General features: G+C 71.0%; 15 protein-coding genes and 2 pseudogenes. 7 read left to right on the plus strand and 10 right to left on the minus strand.

Going from position 1 to position 16,897, the window contains the following annotated elements:
• Window positions 1-277 precede the first annotated feature (277 nt).
• Window positions 278-1,669: an FAD-dependent oxidoreductase gene (locus tag AB0D31_RS26490; RefSeq protein WP_362727659.1), complete on the minus strand. Its 1,392-nt coding sequence runs from the start codon at window positions 1,667-1,669 to the stop codon at window positions 278-280.
• A 279-nt stretch (window positions 1,670-1,948) separates the two neighbouring features.
• Here AB0D31_RS26490 and AB0D31_RS26495 point away from each other — a divergent pair, with 279 nt between their 5' ends.
• Window positions 1,949-2,674, plus strand: coding sequence for a thioredoxin domain-containing protein (locus AB0D31_RS26495; protein WP_362727661.1), 726 nt, complete (start codon window positions 1,949-1,951; stop codon window positions 2,672-2,674).
• A 121-nt stretch (window positions 2,675-2,795) separates the two neighbouring features.
• Here the strand turns inward: AB0D31_RS26495 and AB0D31_RS26500 are convergent, their stop codons facing one another.
• Window positions 2,796-3,500, minus strand: coding sequence for a rhomboid-like protein (locus AB0D31_RS26500; protein ID WP_362727729.1), 705 nt, complete (start codon window positions 3,498-3,500; stop codon window positions 2,796-2,798).
• Window positions 3,501-3,584: 84 nt separating this feature from the next.
• On the opposite strand from AB0D31_RS26500, the gene AB0D31_RS26505 reads away from it, so the two are divergent.
• Window positions 3,585-4,070, plus strand: coding sequence for a GNAT family N-acetyltransferase (locus AB0D31_RS26505; protein WP_362727663.1), 486 nt, complete (start codon window positions 3,585-3,587; stop codon window positions 4,068-4,070).
• 96 nt (window positions 4,071-4,166) lie between these two features.
• On the opposite strand, the pseudogene AB0D31_RS26510 reads toward AB0D31_RS26505, so the two are convergent.
• Window positions 4,167-4,385: pseudogene (locus AB0D31_RS26510) on the minus strand (FAD/NAD(P)-binding protein); the annotation flags it as partial.
• 295 nt (window positions 4,386-4,680) lie between these two features.
• Between AB0D31_RS26510 and AB0D31_RS26515 the strand changes: the two are divergent.
• Window positions 4,681-5,373, plus strand: a complete 693-nt coding sequence (locus AB0D31_RS26515; protein WP_362727665.1) for a pentapeptide repeat-containing protein — start codon at window positions 4,681-4,683, stop codon at window positions 5,371-5,373.
• A gap of 159 nt (window positions 5,374-5,532) precedes the next feature.
• On the opposite strand, the gene AB0D31_RS26520 is transcribed toward AB0D31_RS26515, so the two are convergent.
• Complete coding sequence (locus AB0D31_RS26520; RefSeq protein ID WP_362727667.1) at window positions 5,533-6,033, minus strand: hypothetical protein; 501 nt, start codon at window positions 6,031-6,033, stop codon at window positions 5,533-5,535.
• A 231-nt stretch (window positions 6,034-6,264) separates the two neighbouring features.
• Here AB0D31_RS26520 and AB0D31_RS26525 point away from each other — a divergent pair, with 231 nt between their 5' ends.
• Window positions 6,265-7,635 carry a M1 family metallopeptidase gene (locus AB0D31_RS26525; protein WP_362727731.1) on the plus strand — a complete coding sequence of 457 codons (1,371 nt, stop codon included), beginning with the start codon at window positions 6,265-6,267 and terminating at the stop codon, window positions 7,633-7,635.
• A 77-nt stretch (window positions 7,636-7,712) separates the two neighbouring features.
• Here the strand turns inward: AB0D31_RS26525 and AB0D31_RS26530 are convergent, their stop codons facing one another.
• Together AB0D31_RS26530 and AB0D31_RS26535 are read right to left on the minus strand one after the other, a co-directional pair.
• Window positions 7,713-9,215, minus strand: coding sequence for a M4 family metallopeptidase (locus AB0D31_RS26530; protein WP_362727733.1), 1,503 nt, complete (start codon window positions 9,213-9,215; stop codon window positions 7,713-7,715).
• A 502-nt stretch (window positions 9,216-9,717) separates the two neighbouring features.
• A complete protein-coding gene (locus tag AB0D31_RS26535) occupies window positions 9,718-10,293 on the minus strand; it encodes a TerD family protein (RefSeq protein WP_267058576.1) in 576 nt (191 codons plus the stop codon).
• A gap of 199 nt (window positions 10,294-10,492) precedes the next feature.
• Between AB0D31_RS26535 and arfB the strand changes: the two genes are divergently transcribed.
• Window positions 10,493-10,927, plus strand: a complete 435-nt coding sequence (arfB, locus tag AB0D31_RS26540) for an alternative ribosome rescue aminoacyl-tRNA hydrolase ArfB (RefSeq protein ID WP_362727669.1) — start codon at window positions 10,493-10,495, stop codon at window positions 10,925-10,927.
• A 33-nt stretch (window positions 10,928-10,960) separates the two neighbouring features.
• Here arfB and AB0D31_RS26545 read toward each other — a convergent pair.
• From AB0D31_RS26545 to AB0D31_RS26555, 3 genes and pseudogenes are all read right to left on the minus strand, one after another.
• Window positions 10,961-11,371: pseudogene (locus AB0D31_RS26545) on the minus strand (Scr1 family TA system antitoxin-like transcriptional regulator); the annotation flags it as partial.
• Entirely contained in the window at window positions 11,370-11,930 is a 561-nt protein-coding gene (locus tag AB0D31_RS26550) for a DUF6879 family protein (protein WP_362727671.1), read from the minus strand. The gene AB0D31_RS26550 and the pseudogene AB0D31_RS26545, both read right to left, overlap by 2 nt.
• Before the next feature lie 148 nt (window positions 11,931-12,078).
• A complete protein-coding gene (locus tag AB0D31_RS26555; protein ID WP_362727735.1) occupies window positions 12,079-12,642 on the minus strand; it encodes a flavin reductase family protein in 564 nt (187 codons plus the stop codon).
• Between the two features lie 360 nt (window positions 12,643-13,002).
• Here AB0D31_RS26555 and cdgB point away from each other — a divergent pair, with 360 nt between their 5' ends.
• Together cdgB and AB0D31_RS26565 are read left to right on the plus strand one after the other, a co-directional pair.
• Window positions 13,003-14,676 carry a diguanylate cyclase CdgB gene (cdgB, locus tag AB0D31_RS26560; protein WP_362727673.1) on the plus strand — a complete coding sequence of 558 codons (1,674 nt, stop codon included), beginning with the start codon at window positions 13,003-13,005 and terminating at the stop codon, window positions 14,674-14,676.
• Window positions 14,677-14,837: 161 nt separating this feature from the next.
• Entirely contained in the window at window positions 14,838-15,842 is a 1,005-nt protein-coding gene (locus tag AB0D31_RS26565) for a CBM35 domain-containing protein (protein ID WP_362727675.1), read from the plus strand.
• 52 nt (window positions 15,843-15,894) lie between these two features.
• On the opposite strand, the gene AB0D31_RS26570 is transcribed toward AB0D31_RS26565, so the two are convergent.
• Window positions 15,895-16,815 carry a 1-phosphofructokinase family hexose kinase gene (locus tag AB0D31_RS26570; RefSeq protein WP_362727677.1) on the minus strand — a complete coding sequence of 307 codons (921 nt, stop codon included), beginning with the start codon at window positions 16,813-16,815 and terminating at the stop codon, window positions 15,895-15,897.
• Window positions 16,816-16,897: the final 82 nt, after the last annotated feature.

Here is a 16,897-nt window from a genome sequence, read left to right on the forward strand (position 1 = left end):
CCGGCTGAGGTGGCCTCGGCCGGGCACCCTGCCAAGGCAAGCCCCGCCAGGGGCGCGGGGAACTGCGCGACCAGCCCCGCACGGTCCGCACCCGAAATCGTCTTCAGGGGCGCGGGGAACTGCGCAGCAGCGCCCGGAGCCCAGCCGAGCCCCGTCTTTTAGGCGGCCCGGCGACCAGCCGAGCCCCGTCTTGCAAGGCGGCCCGGCGCCCAGCCGAGCCCCGTCTTGCAAGGCGGACCGGCGCCCAGCCGAGCCCCGGCCGATCGCCCCCGCGGGGTCAGTGCCGCCCAGCAATCCGATCCGCCAGCCGCGCGACGCGGTCCGTCGTGGCCCGGGGGCGCTGCAGCTCGCGCCGGTCCGCGCCGCGGTACGCCGCGTACATGCCCCGCACCCCCACCCACCGCAACGGCTCCGGCTCCCACAGCCGAACCTTGTGGCCGACCCAGGGGAGGGTCGTCAGGTCGGTGTCGCCCGCCTCGCCCGAGTTGCGCCGCACCAGGTCCCGCAACGTACGCGCCGCGAGGTTCGCCGTGGCGACGCCCGAGCCGACGTAGCCGCCCGCCCAGCCGATCCCCGTCGCGCGGTCGAGAGTGACCGTGGCGCACCAGTCGCGCGGCACGCCGAGCACCCCCGACCAGGCGTGGCTGACGCGCACCCCGGCCAGCTGCGGGAAGAAGCGCACCAGGAGCTCGCGCAGGGCGGAGACGGTGGCGGCCTGGGTGCGGCCGTCGTTGTCGGTGCGCGATCCGAACCGGTACGGCACACCCCGTCCGCCGAGCGCGATGCGGTCGTCCGCGGTGCGCTGCGCGTACATGTACGCGTGTGCCATGTCGCCGAGCGCCTCGCGGCCCGCCCAGCCGATCGCGTCCCACACCTCGGGCCCGAGCGGCTCCGTCGCGATCATCGAGGAGTTCATGGGCAGCCACGCGCGCCGCTGCCCCTTGAGGGAGGCGGTGAACCCCTCCGTGCAGCGCAGCACATAGGGCGCCCGGACCGTGCCGTACGGGGTGACGGCGTGGCCGGGCCGGATCTCGGTGACCGGTGTCGACTCGTACACCCGCACCCCCAGCGCTTCGACCGCGGTCGCCAGGCCCTTCACCAGCTTCACGGGGTGGATGCGCGCGCCGTGCGGCGTCCAGGTCGAGCCGACCGCCCCCGCGACCCGGATCCGTTCGGCCGTCTCGCGCGCGCCGAGCAGCAGCCGGTCCTTCTCGCCGAAGGCGGTTTCCGTCGCGACGAACTCCTTGAGACGCCCCAACTGGGCAGGGGTGTAAGCGACTTCGAGGACACCGCCCTGATGGATGTCGGCGTCGATGGACTCCTGCGACGCCACCCGCACCACCTCGCCCACCGTGTCGTTCATCGCTTCCTGGAGGCGTACCGCGCTGTCCCGGCCGTGCAGCTCGGCGTACCGGTCGCGGCCCGCGATGCCGTTGTAGAGCCAGCCCCCGTTGCGGCCGGAGGCGCCGTAGCCGCAGAAGCGGGACTCCAGGACGGCGACGTCGAGGGAGGGTGCCGCCTTCTTCAGGTAGTACGCCGTCCACAGGCCGGTGTAGCCGCCGCCGACGATCACCACGTCGGCGGTGGCGGGGCCGGGCAGCGGCTCGCGGGGAGTGGGGAGGCCGTCGGTTGCGTACCAGAAGGAGATTCCGCCGTTGATCGCGCTCATGGGCCCTGTTGGTACACCCGCCGCCTGAAACTGTCCACCGTGGAATCCGCAGGTGGCGGCCGTGGTGCGGAATCCGTGGGACCAAGGGCGGCGTGGGGCGGGACCTTTGGCGGCGGGGGCGGCGCCGCGGGGTGTTTAGTGTCGGGGGACAGGTGGTTTCGCCGTGTATGTGCCTGCTCGTGCCTCTGGCCGTGCCTCTGTACGCGCCTCGGTTCGCGTCTGCTTGTGTCCATGTTTATGTCTGTATGTGTGTCTGTGACCGTCGAAGGGTGACTCCCCATGCGTGTCCGCAGTTTCCGTCGTGCCGCCCTCACGCTGGCCGCGGCCACCGCCCTCGGCCTCACGGCGGTTTCCTGCTCCTCGGGGTCGGACTCCGCAGCGTCCTCGCAGGCGGAGCTCGTCGCGAAGACCTCGCCGGACGCCGCCACGCTCGCGCGGCTCCCCGCGAAGGTGGAGGGGGCGGAAATCGTCGTGGGTGATCCGAACGCGCCCCACACCGTGGCGGTGTACGAGGACCCGCGCTGCCCGGTCTGCAAGCACTTCGAGGCGGGTGGCGCGAGCGCGGTCGCGCGGCTCGCCGCCGACGGCAAGGTCAAGATCCGCTACACGATCGCCTCGTTCCTCGACGCCAACTTGGGCGGCGAGGGCTCCAAGCGGGCCGCCAACGCGATGCGCGCGGCGGTGGAGCGGGGCAAGTTCTCCGAGTTCCACGCGGCGGTCTTCGCCAGCCAGCCGGAGAAGGAGACCGACGACGCCTTCACCGCCGACAACCTCCTGAAGATCGCCGGCAAGGTGCCGGGGCTGCGCGGGGCCGCCTTCGACAAGGCGGTGCGCGAGAACACGTACAGCGATTTCGTGAAGGCGGCGGAGTCGGCGTTCGAGGACTCGGGCGTCAACAGCAGCCCCACCGTCCTCATCGACGGGAAGAAGCCGGCCGGGGACGGGTGGGCGATGTTCGACGCGGCCGCGTTCAAGAAGGTGTTGGCGGCGGCGGGCGTCTCCTAGGCCGGGTGCCGGCTGAGGCGGCCTCTCCGAGCGCAGGTGCCGGCTGAGGCGGCGTCTCCCAGCGCAGGTGCCGGCTGAGGTGGCGTCTCCCAGCCCAGGGGCTCGCCCAGGCCGGTGTCTCCTAGCCCGCCCTCGTGGGCGCCCTTCGTTCCCGCAGCCGCCCGGCCACCGCGCGCACGGTGTCGGATGGGTTCCACGGCGCGCCGCCCTGCCCGCGGGTCAGCGGACAGCAGGCGAGCCCGATGAGCACGGACGCGAAGTGCCCGAGGTCGGTGAAGGTGCGACCGCTGAGCAGCGGAGCGCCGTAGAGGACGAGTACGGCCAGGAGGTAGAGGTACCGGTAGGGCGGGGCGATGCGATACGTCAGGATGGCGACGACACCCGCAAGCGCGTAACTCACGCCCACATCAAGGGTGTTGACGGCGGCGTGCGGCGCGTAGTCGTGGCGGATCGCCCACAGCAGGGCGCCCTCGCTGATGAAGGTGGCGGCCACATGCGTACCGAAGGCGACGACCAGCCAGCGCCATGTGCCGAGCCAACGCTCGGCCTGGGCGTGGAAGACGCTGTACAGCACGGCGTACGACAGCCAGCCGCCCCCGTCGATCCAGAACGCGCTGGCGATCAGGACGCGGCGGGGGTTGGTCGACAGCTCGTGGATGTTGGTGGAGCGCTGCCGCAGGAAGTCCGCCTCGAACTGCGGCGACATGTGGTGCATGGCGATGGTGGTGACGAACAGCGCCGCCAGCCAGAGGTAGGTGCCGGGCGCGCTGCGGATGTAGCGCAGCACGGCACGGACCGCCCGCGCACCGGGGGGAAGGAGCCTCATGCCCCGATTCACGCACGGGAAGTGACCTGTCCGCAGGGCGACATGCCCGGGCGGTGCCGGGAACGGGCGCCCTACCCTACGGGCATGATCCGCAACGCCACCCCTGACGACGTCCCCGTGATCCACCGCATGATCGGCGAGCTCGCCGCGTACGAGAAGTGTCCGGAGGAGGCCCGCGCCAGCGAGGACCAGCTCCGCGAGGCCCTCTTCGGCGCCCGCCCGGCCGCGTTCGCGCACATCGCGCAGGACGCGGCGGGGGAGCCGGTCGGCTTCTCGGTCTGGTTCCTGAACTTCTCGACGTGGCGCGGGGTGCACGGCATCTATCTGGAGGACCTGTACGTACGCCCCGAGGCGCGCGGCGGCGGCCACGGCCGAGCCCTCCTGACGGAGCTGGCCCGCATCTGCGTGGACCGGGGGTACGAGCGCCTCGAATGGTCGGTCCTGAACTGGAACGCCCCCACGATCGCCTTCTACGAGTCGCTGGGCGCGCGGCCGCAGGACGAATGGACGGTGTACCGCCTGACGGACGGCGCGCTGTCCGCTCTGGGGGCGCCGGGCGAGCGGGTCTGACGCGGCCGAGTCCCGCGTGCGGTCAGGGCGGCGGGTCCTGAGGTCCGCTGCGGCGCGGGGCAAGCGGAACCGGAGCGCCTCCGACGGGCGTACGGACGCGACCGGGCCCAGCAGACCGCGCTGTTTGAGCCAGGACCAGTGCGGGCCCCCGCTGTACAGGGCGTGCGGGCCCTCATTGGTCCGGTACGGCGCGGACGCGGTGCGGGCCCGCCCACCGAGGGTGCCATGTGCCTCGTACAGAGTGACGGCGGCGCCGGCCTCGGCGGCCGTGATCGCGGCCGTCAGACCGGCGAAACCGCCGCCCACGACACTGATCCGGCCGCGGAGGGCCGGCCCGTGCCACCGGGACCGTACGTTCCCGTCACCGTTCCCGCCGCCGTTTTCGTTGCCATGGCCGTCTCCGTTCGCGATGAGGACGCGTGATGCCGGCGCACCAAGGTGGCCCCGGTACGCCGAGGGCACCAAGTGCGCGCCGCGTGGAAAGGCGTACGGAAACGGGACGGAACGCCGGGCCGGGATGTGACAAGGCCGGGGCGTGAATGTCCGGAGTGAGGGGTTCCCCCGGCCGCGAGCAGGGGTGATTGTCGGTGCCATGGTCCAGCATGGGGACATGGCAGCGGCACGGAGTGCGAAGAAGACGGCGGCTACGGCAGGTACGGCGGGTGCCCGCAGGGTGGAGGTGCGACTGCCTCCCCTTGCGCCGTTCGGCGCGGGTGAGCTGGAGCCGGAGGGAGATTACGACGGGCTCGAATTCAGGGACCTCGACCTGACGTGCCAGCAGGCGACCGGCGCCCGCTTCCTCGACTGCGGCGTCTACGGCTGCGTCCTGGACGACACCCGACTGACCGGGGCTCGCTTCATCGACTCGGTGCTCTCCGGCATCCGCGGCGTCGGTACGGATCTGGCGCGGGCCAACCTGCGCGATGTGGAGGTGCGGGACGTCCGGATGGGCGGGGTGCAGTTGCACGGCGCGGTGCTCGAACGGGTGCTGATCAAGGGCGGCAAGATCGACTACCTGAACCTGCGCGAGGGTGCGCTGCGCGACGTCGTCTTCGAGAGCTGCGTGCTCTCCGAGCCCGACTTCGGCGGGGCCAAGCTGACCCGGGTCGAGTTCCGCGGCTGCGAGCTGCGCGGGGCCGACTTCACGGGCGTACGGATGACAGACGTCGACCTGCGCGGGGCAACGCTGCTCGACATCGCACGCGGGGTGGAACGGCTGGCCGGCGCGGTCATCAGCCCGTCCCAACTCCTCGACCTGGCACCGGCGTTCGCGGCGCAGGTGGGGGTGCGGGTGCAGTCGTGACCGGGCCGCGTGCCGCTTAGCGCTTGCCGCGCCTGTCGCGTGCCGCTTGCCGCCTGTCGCGTGCCGCTTACCGTCTGGCGCCCATCGCGTGCCGCCTACCGCCTGTCGCCCATCGCGTGCCGCTTACCGTCTGGCGCTCGCCGCACTTGCAGCCTGCCGCTAGTCGATGCGGGGGAAGCGGGCCTGGAGGTCCCAGACGACCGGGTTCTCGCCGAGGTCCTCGTGCATGTCGGTCAGGTCGGCGATCAGGTCGTGCAGGAAGTCCCTTGTCTCGCGGCGGAGTTCGGTGTGCGAGAAGGTGAGGGGCTCCTCGTCGCCGGGCATCCAGTCGGCCTCGACGTCCACCCAGCCGAAGCGGCGCTCGAAGAGCATGCGGTCGGAGGACTCGGTGAAGTCGATCTCGGCGTACTGGGGCCGGGCGGCCCGCGAGCCCATGGGGTCACGGTCGAGGAGCTCCACGGTGTCGCAGAGCGCCCACGCGAAGTCGAGCACCGGCACCCATCCCCAGGCTGTGGACACCTCGCGGTCCGCCTTGGTGTCGGCGAGGTAGACGTCTCCGCAGAACAGGTCGTGGCGCAGGGTGTAGATGTCCGCGGTGCGGTAGTCGATGCGGGTGGGGTCGGGGAAGCGGCGGGATAGGGAATAGCCGATGTCGAGCACGGGTCGATGGTGTCATGCCGGGCGCCACCACCCCTTCCGCGGCCCCGGGCCCGTGGTGGGGATGGAGGCCTTCGCGTCCCCGGAGTTGACCACGTAGCCCCTGGGAGGGGTAAAGGGCAGTCCCCGGTAACGGGTTGCCGGGGTGCCCGTAGGATCACAGACGTGGACAAACGACCGGAGCGGCGTACGGCGCCGAAGGGGCCCGGGGCCCGTCGGGGCCGGCGCCGCCGCATCGCCGCCGCACTGCTCGCCGCCCTCGCCGTCACCTCCTGCACCGGCGGTGTGAGCGGCACTCCGGGCGCATCCGGCACACGCGATCCGCTCTTCCCCCGGCTCGGCAACGACGGCTACGACGTGCAGCACTACAGCCTGGACCTGGCGTACGACCCGGCGAGCGGGAACCTTTCGGGCGGGGCCACCATCGTGGCGCGGGCCACCAAGGAGCTCAGCGCCTTCGATCTCGACTTCGCCGGGATGGAGGTGCGCGAGGCGACCGTCGACGACGAGCCCGCCGCCGTCAACCGGGCCGGTGACGAGCTGACCCTGCGCCCCCACGAGGATCTGGACCGGGGCGAGACGTTCACGGTGTACGTGCGCTATGCGGGCCGCCCCGAGACCATCACGGACCAGGACGGCTCCAAGGAGGGCTGGCTGACGTCACCGGGCGGCGGTGTGCTCGCGCTGGGTGAACCGGCCGGCTCCATGGCCTGGTTCCCGTCCAACAACCACCCGAGCGACAAGGCCACGTACGACATCAAGGTGACCGTGCCCGACGGCCTTCGGGTCGTGTCCAACGGCGAGTTGGTGTCCACGGCGCGCAACGGAGCGCTCACCACGTTCAGTTGGCGCACCAAGGAGCCCATGGCCACCTATCTGGCGATGCTCGCGATCGGCCCGTACGAGATCGACGACAAGGGGCGAACCGCGTCCGGCATTCCGGTCTACACCGCCGTCGACCCCGGTGCGAAGGCGCGGACCGCCGAGGTCGTCGCGCGGCTGCCGGAGGTCATGGCATGGGAGGAGAAGAACTTCGGGCCCTACCCGTTCTCCTCCACCGGTGTGGTCGTGGCGCCGGCGAAGTCGGCGGGCTACGCCCTGGAGACGCAGAACCGGCCGGTGATGCCGGTCGACCAGTTCGACCTCAGCACCCTGGTGCACGAGCTGGCCCACCAGTGGTTCGGTGACTCCGTCACTCCGGCCGCCTGGCGCGACATGTGGCTGAACGAGGGGTTCGCGCAGTACTCGGAGTGGCTGTGGAGCGAGGACCACGGCGGAATGAGCGCGCAGGAGCGCTTCGACACCGAGTACGCCAAGGACGACGGCGACGAGATCTGGGCGTTTCCGCCGGCGTCCCCGCCGACCGCCGCCGACGTGTCGGGCCGCCCGGTGTACGTGCGGGGCGCGATGGTCGTCCACAAGATCCGTGAGGCGGTCGGCGACCAGAAGTTCTTCGCGCTCCTCCAGGACTGGCTGCGCACCCACCGGCACGCCAACGCCTCGACCAAGGACTTCACCCGCTTCGCGGACGAGGAGGCGGGCCACCGGCTCACCGAGGTGTGGAACACCTGGCTCTACGGGGACGGGAAGCCGGATTCCCCGTGAGGGGCCCGTACTTCCCGTCGAACTCTCCGTAGAACCAGGTGAGTCGAGCAGGCGTGTCGCGCGAGGCGGCGCGCGGGTTACTTCACGTTGATGGCGGTCCAGGCAGCCGCCACCGTCTTGTACTCGGTGCTGGTCGTGCCGTACAGGTCACCCGTCGCCTTCAAGGTCGCGGCGCGCGCGGCCTTGTAGTTGGTGGTCGACGTCATGTACGTCGAGAGCGCCTTGTACCAGATCTTGTACGCCTTGACCCGGCCGATCCCGGTGACCTTGGAGCCGTCGTACGTCGGCGAGTTGTAGCTCACCCCGTTGATCGTCTTCGCGCCGCTGCCCTCGGACAGCAGGTAGAAGAAGTGGTTGGCGGGGCCGGACGAGTAGTGCACGTCCTTGTTGCCGACGCCGCTCGACCAGTAGTCGGCCGACCCGCCGTCCTTGCTCGGCTTGTCCATGTAGCGCAGCGGGGTGCCGTCGCCGTTGATGTCGATCTTCTCGCCGATGAGGTAGTCGCCCTTGTCGGAGGCGTTGTTGGCGTAGAACTCGACGGAGGTGCCGAACATGTCGCTGGTCGCCTCGTTGAGGCCGCCGGACTCACCGCTGTAGTTGAGCTTGGCGGTGGCGGCGGTCAGACCGTGGCTCATCTCGTGGCCGGCCACGTCGAGCGCGGTGAGCGGCTTGTTGTTGCCCTCGCCGTCGCCGTACGTCATGCAGAAGCAGCTGTCGTCCCAGAACGCGTTGACGTACGCGTTGCCGTAGTGGACGCGGCTGTAGGCGGCCTTGCCGTTGCCCGCGATGCCGTTGCGGCCGAACTCGGTCTTGTAGAAGTCCCACGTCTCGGCGGCGCCGTAGTGCGCGTCGACGGCGGCGGTCTCGCGGTTGGACGGCGAGCCGTTGCCCCACGTGTCGGTGGACTTGGTGAAGAGGGTGCCGGTGCCGGAGCTGCCGCCCTTCAGGTCGTACGTCTTGTGACCGCCGCGCGCGGCGTCGTTGAGACTGTAGGTCGAGCCACTCTTGGTGGTGCCGAGGGTGACCGTGCCGGAGTACTCGCTGGTGCCGGTGCCCGTCTCGATCTCCTCGTGGGAGTAGAGCTGGGCGCCGGTGGCGGCGTCGGTGACGATGTCGCGGCGGCTGGGCGTGCCGTCGGGCTGGGTGCCGGTGACGGTGCGCTCATAGGCGAGGACGGGCTTGCCGGTGGCGGCCCACACGACCTTGCGCGAGCCGGTGGGGGCGGCCTTGAGCGAGGTGGTGGTGGCGACGGCTATCTTCGCGTCGGTCGCCTTGTCGACGCCCTTGACGGAGCCGTTCTTGGCGGTGTGGACGACGAGGTCGCCACCGAGGACGGGCAGGCCGTCGAGGGTGCGCTCGTAGCGGGTGTGGACCGTGCCGTCGGCGTCCTTGATGACGTCCTTGACGACGAGCTTTTCCTTGGCGCCGAGCCCGAGGTGCTGGGCGGTGGCGGGCGCCGCGTCCTGCGCCGCGCTCAGGGCGTCGGCGCGCTGGACGGTGGTGAGGTCCAGGGCGGTGGCGCCGGCGGCGCGGTCGGTGGCACCGGCGGATGAGCCGGTCTGGACGCCGACGACGACCATGGCGGCGGATGCGGCAAGAGCGGCGGCACGCAGAGTGGTTCGCACTCGGTGGTCTCCTTCACTCGTTCTGTGGGGGCGAGTTGGAGACTGCCAGTCGATGACCACTTCTTGACAGTGACGCGACAACTATTTGACCTGATCGTGTCCGAATGGGGGTCAGCGCTGTCCGCTCAACGGCTAATTCAGGCCGTAGACAAGAGAGTTGGGGGCCAGTGTGGGTGATGTGTGTGTTGGTTCCATCGACACGGCTGCACCGGATGTGCACATGTGGGTGTCCCCGAGATGAACGGGAGGGGCGCCTGGAGCGCGGGGGCGCCGGAACGGCGGGTGCACATGGCGGTGCCTCCGGCGCGGACGCCGGGGGCACACCGTGATGCCCCCGGTCGCCGGGGGCACCTCACATGCGGCACCTCACATGCGGCACCTCGCATGCGGGACCTCGCATGCGGGACCTCAGATGCGGCACCTCACATGCGGGACGTCATGCGTCATACGGCATACGTCAGACGCTGACGCCGAAGTCCTGCGCGATGCCGACCAGGCCCGAGGCGTACCCCTGGCCCACGGCACGGAACTTCCACTCCGCGCCGTTGCGGTACAGCTCGCCGAAGACCATCGCGGTCTCGGTCGCCGCGTCCTCGCTCAGGTCGTAGCGGGCGATCTCGGCGCCGCCGGCCTGGTTGACGATCCGGATGTAGGCGTTGCGCACCTGACCGAAGTTCTGCGAGCGGTTCTCGGCGTCGTAGATCGAGACCGGGAAGACGATCTTGTCGACGTCGGCGGGCAGCCCCGCGAGGTTGACGTTGATCGCCTCGTCGTCGCCCTCGCCCTGGCCGGTGGTGTTGTCACCGGTGTGGACGATGGTCTGGTCCGGCGTCGACTTGTTGTTGAAGAACACGAAGTGGCCGTCGGAGTAGACCTTGCCCGTCGTGTTCACGGCGATCGCCGAGGCGTCGAGGTCGAAGTCGGTACCGGTGGTGGTGCGGACGTCCCAGCCGAGGCCGACCGTGACGGCGGTCAGGCCCGGGGCCTCCTTGGTGAGCGAGACGTTGCCGCCCTTGGACAGGCTTACAGCCATGGGATGTCCCCTTCTTCGTGATGTGCGGGCTTCGAGCCGTCCCGAAGCTACCGTCATCCCCCATAACGTCGGCAGGGGACCGTGAGGTTCCATACCGCTTTGCTTTCTTTGCCAAGGGGCCGCCAAGGCGCCCGCACGGCAGAGGCGACGGGGCCGCCACCAGTAAAAGAGGGTGACGCGGTGCCGGGCACCCGTCACCATGGATGTCATGTCCGGGCCCTATGTCATCCGCGGCTCCGTCTCCCTCCCGGAGGCCGAGCTGATCTGGCGTTTCTCCAGGTCGTCAGGGCCCGGTGGCCAGCACGTCAACACCAGCGACTCGCAGGTGGAGCTCCGCTTCGACCTGGCGAGGACCGAGGCGCTGCCCGAAGTCTGGAAGGCCCGCGCGCTGGACCGGCTCGCGAGCCGACTTGTGGGCGGCGTCGTCTCCGTACGCGCGTCCGAGCACCGCTCGCAGTGGCGCAACCGCGAGACCGCCGCGGTCCGGCTCGCCACGCTGCTCGCCGAGGCGACCGCCCCGCCGCCCAAGCCGCGCCGGGCCACGAAGATCCCGCGCGGCATCAACGAGCGCCGCCTGCGCGAGAAGAAGGCCCGCGCCCAGACGAAGAAGGGCCGCTCGGGGCAGGACTGGTAGGCGAGCGCAGGCTGGGTCGCTTCGAATCGATGCTCAGGTCACGTTGAGCGCGCAGCGAGCACGGGCGATCATCCGATGCGCAGCCGCCCCGTAGACGGCAGACCCGCGCAGAGCGTCCCACACGGTCGCGTACAAGCCGATCGTTTCCTCGTCGTCGAGCCACAGCTCCGCGTGCCAGGCCTCGGTGATGACGAGGCGTTTGTCGAGGATCCAGAATCCGTTGGCCGCGGGGATCTTCAGTGGGGAACCGAGGGGCACGATGCCGAGCTCAACCGTGTCCATGCCGACGAGCCCGGCGAGGCGGTCAAGCTGTGCGGCCAGCACGGGAGGCGGACAAATCGAGGCGTGCAGTGCCGCCTCCCACATGAGGGCGTGCAGTCTGCGCCGCGGCTCGTACAGCCATTCCTGACGCCGCATGCGGCCCCGTACCGCTGCCTCCACGTCACGCCAACTCGATGGTCAGCAACACGTCGTTGTCGTCGAAGCGCAGCACGGCCTCGAGCCGGGAATCGAAGATCCAGAAGTCTTCGTCTCCGAGGTGCAGCCGCTCAGCGTCCGCACGCCACAGGTTGCGGATGTCCTCACCCGTCGCCGCGTTGCACTGCGCGTAGTCGAGCAGGAAAAGCTGACCCGTGGTCGGCGGATCATCCGTGATGAGAACCCTCGCGACCCGCTTTCCCGCGGCGGTCTGTTCGCGCATGTTCACCGACCATGGGCTGTCGAGATCCCAGGTGGACGACCCGGTCCGCGTGAACGCGACGTACGACGCGTCGTTGAGGTCCGACGCGTAACCGCGACGAGTCTCCAGCCTCCACGCCGAGTGCTCGAACGCGCGGAACAGCGAGCCGAATTCGGCCGGTTCGATGAGGTGCGGCACGTGCTCGTTCCCCTTGGGTCCCCAGTTGACGAGAAGTGCACGCGGCACGATCACCGCCGCGTCTCCGTCGCTGAAGTGCTGCAACTGCTCCAGATCCGTGGCCTCGGTGAGGGGCCTGCCCTGCACGATGACTTCGCCCGTCTCGGTGTCGGTGACGGCGGCACTCGACGGCCTGGACGAGTAATGACGGCCGTGCCGACGGCCTGGACGAGTAATGACGGCCGTGCCGACGGCCGTGTCCCGCCGGCGGGCCGGCGGCCCATCCCGCCCCGCATCACCCCAACTGCCGATACCGCCCCCGGAAGTACGTCAGCGGCCCGCCCTCCGCGCTCGGCAGGCCGGCTGTCAGGACGCGGCCGATGGCCAGGACGTGGTCGCCCGCCTCGACGCGCTGCTCCGTGCGGCACTCCAGCGTCGCGAGGGCGCCGCCGACCAGGGGGGCGCCGCTCGCCTCGCCCCGCGTGTACGGAATGTCCTCGAACAGCAGCCGGTCGCTGATCCGGCCCTTCATCGCGAACCGGCCGGCGATGTGCCGCTGGCTCTCCGAGAGCAGGGAGACCCCCCACAGCGGCTGCTCCGCCAGCAGGTCGTCCATCCGCGAGCCGCACCGCAGCGAGACCAGGACGAGGGGCGGGTCGAGGGAGACGGAGAGGAAGGCCGTCGCGGTCATGCCCACGTCTTCGCCGTGCGGTCCGTGGTCGGTGTCGTGCGCGGTCACCAGGACCACACCCGCGGCCAGCCGGGACATCGCGGCGCGGAACTCGTCATTGCTCACCCCCACAGGATGAGGGGTGGCCGGGGCAAGTGCGGAAAGGGCGCCGTCAAGGGGTGTCTGCAACACAAACGGAACGCTAGTCTCCTCCCACCGCGGACCACATCGGGCCCCGGGACCACCCGGGACCTAGGTCTCGCGGGGGAGCCGCCGCTGACCGCGCGGGCGGAGCCGCCGCCGTCCGTGAGAGCGGAGCCGCCCCATTTCCCAGGCCGTTCTCAGTTTGCGTTCAGGAAAGGTAGGGGGCAAAGACGGAAAGAACGGCCAACCCCCCACCATCTGCTGTGACTTGAGTCACAGAGAGCACTATTTGTTGACCCTGTGTACCGGCTAGACAGCTCGCTGTGATTCAGTGGCGGGACAGTGCGAAAAGGAATGTCGATCTGAAGCCAGGAGTTGCTGTCGAGGTCTCGGGGAGAGCGAGCAATGGAGACCGAGTCGGAGCCCTACGTCCGTCTTGCGACCCTGCGGCAGCTGCACCAGGTGGTCGGGGAGCTCAACACGGCCCGCAGCCTCGCGGACACGTTGCAGACCGTTGCGGACGGCGTCATCGCGGGGCTTGGCTACGAGCTGGCCTGCGTCAATCTCGTACGCCCCGACGGTGACCTGGTCGTCGCCGCCTTCGCGGGCAACGCCGCCGCCGAAGCCCTGATCACCGGCCGGGTCGGCTCACGCACCTCCTGGGACCGGCGCCTGTCGATGGGCGAGGACTGGGACGGGCTGCGCTTCATCCCGTACACCGAGGGCTGGGTGCTCCTGGAGGACGACGTTCCCCAGTGGTACACCGAGGGCCCCGACCCGCGGTTCGCCGACGAGTGGCACCCCCAGGACCGGCTCTACGCCCCGATGTACTCGTCCGGCGGTACCCAGGAGCTCCTCGGCGTCATCTCCGTCGACAAGCCCCGCAACGGCCGCAAGCCCGGCGCCTGGGGGCGCGAGGCGCTCCAGATGTACGCCTCGCAGGCCGCCATTGCGATCAGCAACGCCCGGCTCCGCGCAAACATGCAGCGCGCCCTGGTCCGCCTGGAGCGCGAGCAGCAGGCCCTGCGCGCCAGCGAGGAAAGCTTCCGCCAGGCCTTCGAGTACGCGCCCTCCGGCATGGCCATCGCCGAGATGGGCGGCGACCAGCACGGCCGCCTCCTGCGCACCAACGACGCGCTGTGCCGGCTGCTCGGCCGGCCCGCCTCCGTGATGCGGCGCTACTCCTTCGCCGACCTCGTGCACCCCGAAGACATCGGGACGCTCCTGCGCACCTCCGCCGAGGGCGGCCGCGCCGAGCTGCGGCTCGGGCGGCGCGACGGCACCTACGTCTGGGTGTCCCTGCGCAACTCCGTGGTCGCCGACACCGCCGACGGCCCGCGCTTCCTGCTCACCCACGTCGAGGACATCGAGGACCGCAAACGGCACGAGCTCCAGCTCGCCCACCGCGCCTCCCACGACGCCCTCACCGGCCTGCCCAACAGCGCCGAACTGCGCGCGAGGCTCTCGGCGCGGCTCTGTCCCCGGCCGCACTCGGCCGGCCCGGCGAGTGCGGCCGAGACCCTCGACGCGGCGTACGGGCACCCCGCGGGCGGGGCCGAGCCCGAGGCGCACGGCCACGCGTTCCGCGCCGACGGCTTCGACTTCGACGCGCTGCCCGGCGGCGGACCGTACGACCACCACGTCCACACCGTGGCCCCCGACAGTGAGATCGACGACGGTGCAAAGGGGCTCGCGGTGCTCTTCTGCGACCTCGACGGCTTCAAGTCGATCAACGACAGGTTCGGCCACCACACCGGTGACGCCGTCCTCATCGAGGTCGCCCGCCGCCTCACCACGGGGGTGCGCGACGGGGACACCGTGGCGCGCCTCGGCGGCGACGAATTCGTGGTCCTCGCCGACGGCCTCGGCTCGGCCGACGCCGCCGACCTGGCCGTTCGGCTGCGCAACGCGATCATCCCGCCCATCCGGGTGGACGGCAGGGCCGTCCGCGTCGGGGCCAGCTTCGGCATCGGCTGGGCCAGCTGCGGGATGTCCGTCGAAGAGGTCCTGCGCTCGGCCGACCAGCGGATGTACATCGAGAAGCGGTCGCGCTCCAAGGTCCACCGCAGGGCGGGCTGAGCGGGACCGGGAGCGGACCCTGTGTGACCGTTCCGTCCGCAGGGCGGGCTGAGCGGACCGGGAACGGATCATGTGTGACCGGGGCCAGATCGGGCAGCGGTCCGTTCGGGGTAGGCTCGGCCGGTCGGCGACGGCTGGCGGACAGTGAGGAGTGACCCCGGATGACGACGCCCGGCAACAACGGCGCGAACACCCCCGAGGACGACGATCCGTTCGGCTACCTGTACGAGGACGGACAGGCAGCAGGTGCCAACCCGCCCCGCAACGGCGGCGGCTACGGCTACCCGGGTCCGGCGATGGGGCAGCAGCAGCCCGGAGTCCCGAGGACGTCGTACAACCAGGTGCGCACCGTCGGTGAGCGCCAGTACGGACAGGTCCCGCAGCAGCAGTACCAGGGCCAGTACCAGGGGCCCCCGCAGCAGGCCCAGCAGATCCCGCCCCAGCAGCAGTACGGGCAGCCGACCGCGCAGTACGCGGCTCCGGAGACCTACCCCGGCGGTGCCCCGCCCCGGCAGGGCCCGCCCCCGCAGCAGAACGGCGGCGGTGGCCGCGGTCCCAACACCAAGGGGCTGCTCATCGGCGCGGTCGCCGTGGTCGCGGCGGTCGTCATCGGCATCGCGGTGGCGCTGGCCAGCAACAGCGGCGACAAGGACAAGAAGGACGACGCCGCCAAGCCCGGCAGCTCCACGTCCGGCCAGCCCTCGACGCCCAGCACTGACCCCTCGCCCTCGGACTCCGCGGCCGCCGAGCTCCCCAAGGGCGACGCGGCGACGCTGACGCTCGGTGGTGTCGCGCAGGTCGGCACCAATGTGCCGGGCGCGAAGGGCACCGGCGGCGCGTTCGTCGGCAACTTCAACAATGTGGGCGCCTCGGTCACCTGGAAGCCCACCGTGCCGAAGGCCGGCTCGTACAAGCTGTACTTGCGCTTCGGTGTCCCCGGCGCCGACGCGAACGCGACGATAACGATCAACGGCAAGCCCGAGTCGCGCCCGATGAACATGAAGAACTTCGCGCACGCCGCGGCCGGCGACTGGGCCAAGGGCTGGACGAACACGTACGCCATAGTGCAGCTCGACAAGGGAGCCAACGAGATCAAGCTCTCCTGCGAGCAGGGCAACCAGTGCAACGCCAACATCGACCAGTTCTGGCTGGTGTCCGGCTCCTGACGTCCGGCTTCTGACGTCCGGCCTCTGAAGTCCCCTGCGTAACCCGCTCGGTTCAGTGCGCGTGCTCGGTCACGCGCACCGAGCCGAGCATTTTCTCGTACGCCCCCGCGTCGAACTCGCCCGCCGTGGGCGCCAGTACGGTGGCCGCGGACAGCGCCACCGCGCGTGTCAGCCGCGCCGGCCAGTCCAACCCCTCGACCAGCCCCGACAGCAGGCCGGCCACCGCCGAGTCGCCGGCGCCCGTCGGATTGCCGCGCACCGGGGCCGGCGGGGCCGCCTGCCACAGCCCGTCGGGTGCCGCGGCGAGCAGGCCCTCGGCGCCGAGCGAGGCGACCACCGTGTGGGCGCCGCGGCGGCGCGCGTCACGGGCCGCGCGCAGCGGTTCCCGCGAACCCGTCAGCTGGGCCAGCTCGTCGGCGTTGGGCTTGGCGAGATCGGGCCGGGCGGCGATGCCGCGCCGCAGGGCCTCGCCGCTGGTGTCCAGGAGCACCGGCACCTTCGCGGTACGGGCCTGGCGCACCAACTGGGCGTACGCGCCCACCGGAAGCCCGGGTGGCAGACTCCCGCACAGGGCCACCGCGTCGGCGCCGTCGAGCAGCCGCTCGTACGTGCGCAGGAACGCGTCCCACTCGGCGGGCGAGACCAGCGGGCCCGGCTCGTTGAACTGGGTCGTGTCGCCCGTGGCCGCGTCCACCACGGCGATCGTGCGGCGAGTGGCGCCCTCGACGGGGACGAGCGCGTCGACGGGCGCGAGCTCGGCGAGCAGGGCGCGCAGCACCTCGCCGCTCGGGCCGCCGGCGAAGCCCGTCACCACGGTCTCGTGTCCGAGCGCGGCGAGCACCCGCGCGACGTTGAGGCCCTTGCCGCCGGGGCGCTCCGTGACCTCGTCGACGCGATGGCTCGCATGGGGGACGAGGGCGGGGACGCGGTAGGTGAGGTCGAGTGCGGTGTTCAGCGTGACGGTCAGAATCACGGGGCGATCATGTCAAACGGACGGCGGCAGGCCCAGCCCCCCGGCCCCGCCGCCCGCTCATGTCGTACGCCCGCACCCGCCC

The sequence above is a fragment of the Streptomyces sp. NPDC048361 genome, from assembly GCF_040651795.1.
Taxonomy (GTDB): Bacteria; Actinomycetota; Actinomycetes; order Streptomycetales; family Streptomycetaceae; genus Streptomyces.

Coding starts and splice junctions, on each gene's coding strand:
- AB0D31_RS26490 (WP_362727659.1), bottom strand. CDS start 1,669: ATGAGCGCGATCAACGGCGGAATCTCCTTCTGGTACGCAACCGACGGC.
- AB0D31_RS26495 (WP_362727661.1), top strand. CDS start 1,949: ATGCGTGTCCGCAGTTTCCGTCGTGCCGCCCTCACGCTGGCCGCGGCC.
- AB0D31_RS26500 (WP_362727729.1), bottom strand. CDS start 3,500: ATGAGGCTCCTTCCCCCCGGTGCGCGGGCGGTCCGTGCCGTGCTGCGC.
- AB0D31_RS26505 (WP_362727663.1), top strand. CDS start 3,585: ATGATCCGCAACGCCACCCCTGACGACGTCCCCGTGATCCACCGCATG.
- AB0D31_RS26515 (WP_362727665.1), top strand. CDS start 4,681: ATGGCAGCGGCACGGAGTGCGAAGAAGACGGCGGCTACGGCAGGTACG.
- AB0D31_RS26530 (WP_362727733.1), bottom strand. CDS start 9,215: ATGGTCGTCGTCGGCGTCCAGACCGGCTCATCCGCCGGTGCCACCGAC.
- AB0D31_RS26535 (WP_267058576.1), bottom strand. CDS start 10,293: ATGGCTGTAAGCCTGTCCAAGGGCGGCAACGTCTCGCTCACCAAGGAG.
- arfB (WP_362727669.1), top strand. CDS start 10,493: ATGGATGTCATGTCCGGGCCCTATGTCATCCGCGGCTCCGTCTCCCTC.
- cdgB (WP_362727673.1), top strand. CDS start 13,003: ATGGAGACCGAGTCGGAGCCCTACGTCCGTCTTGCGACCCTGCGGCAG.
- AB0D31_RS26565 (WP_362727675.1), top strand. CDS start 14,838: ATGACGACGCCCGGCAACAACGGCGCGAACACCCCCGAGGACGACGAT.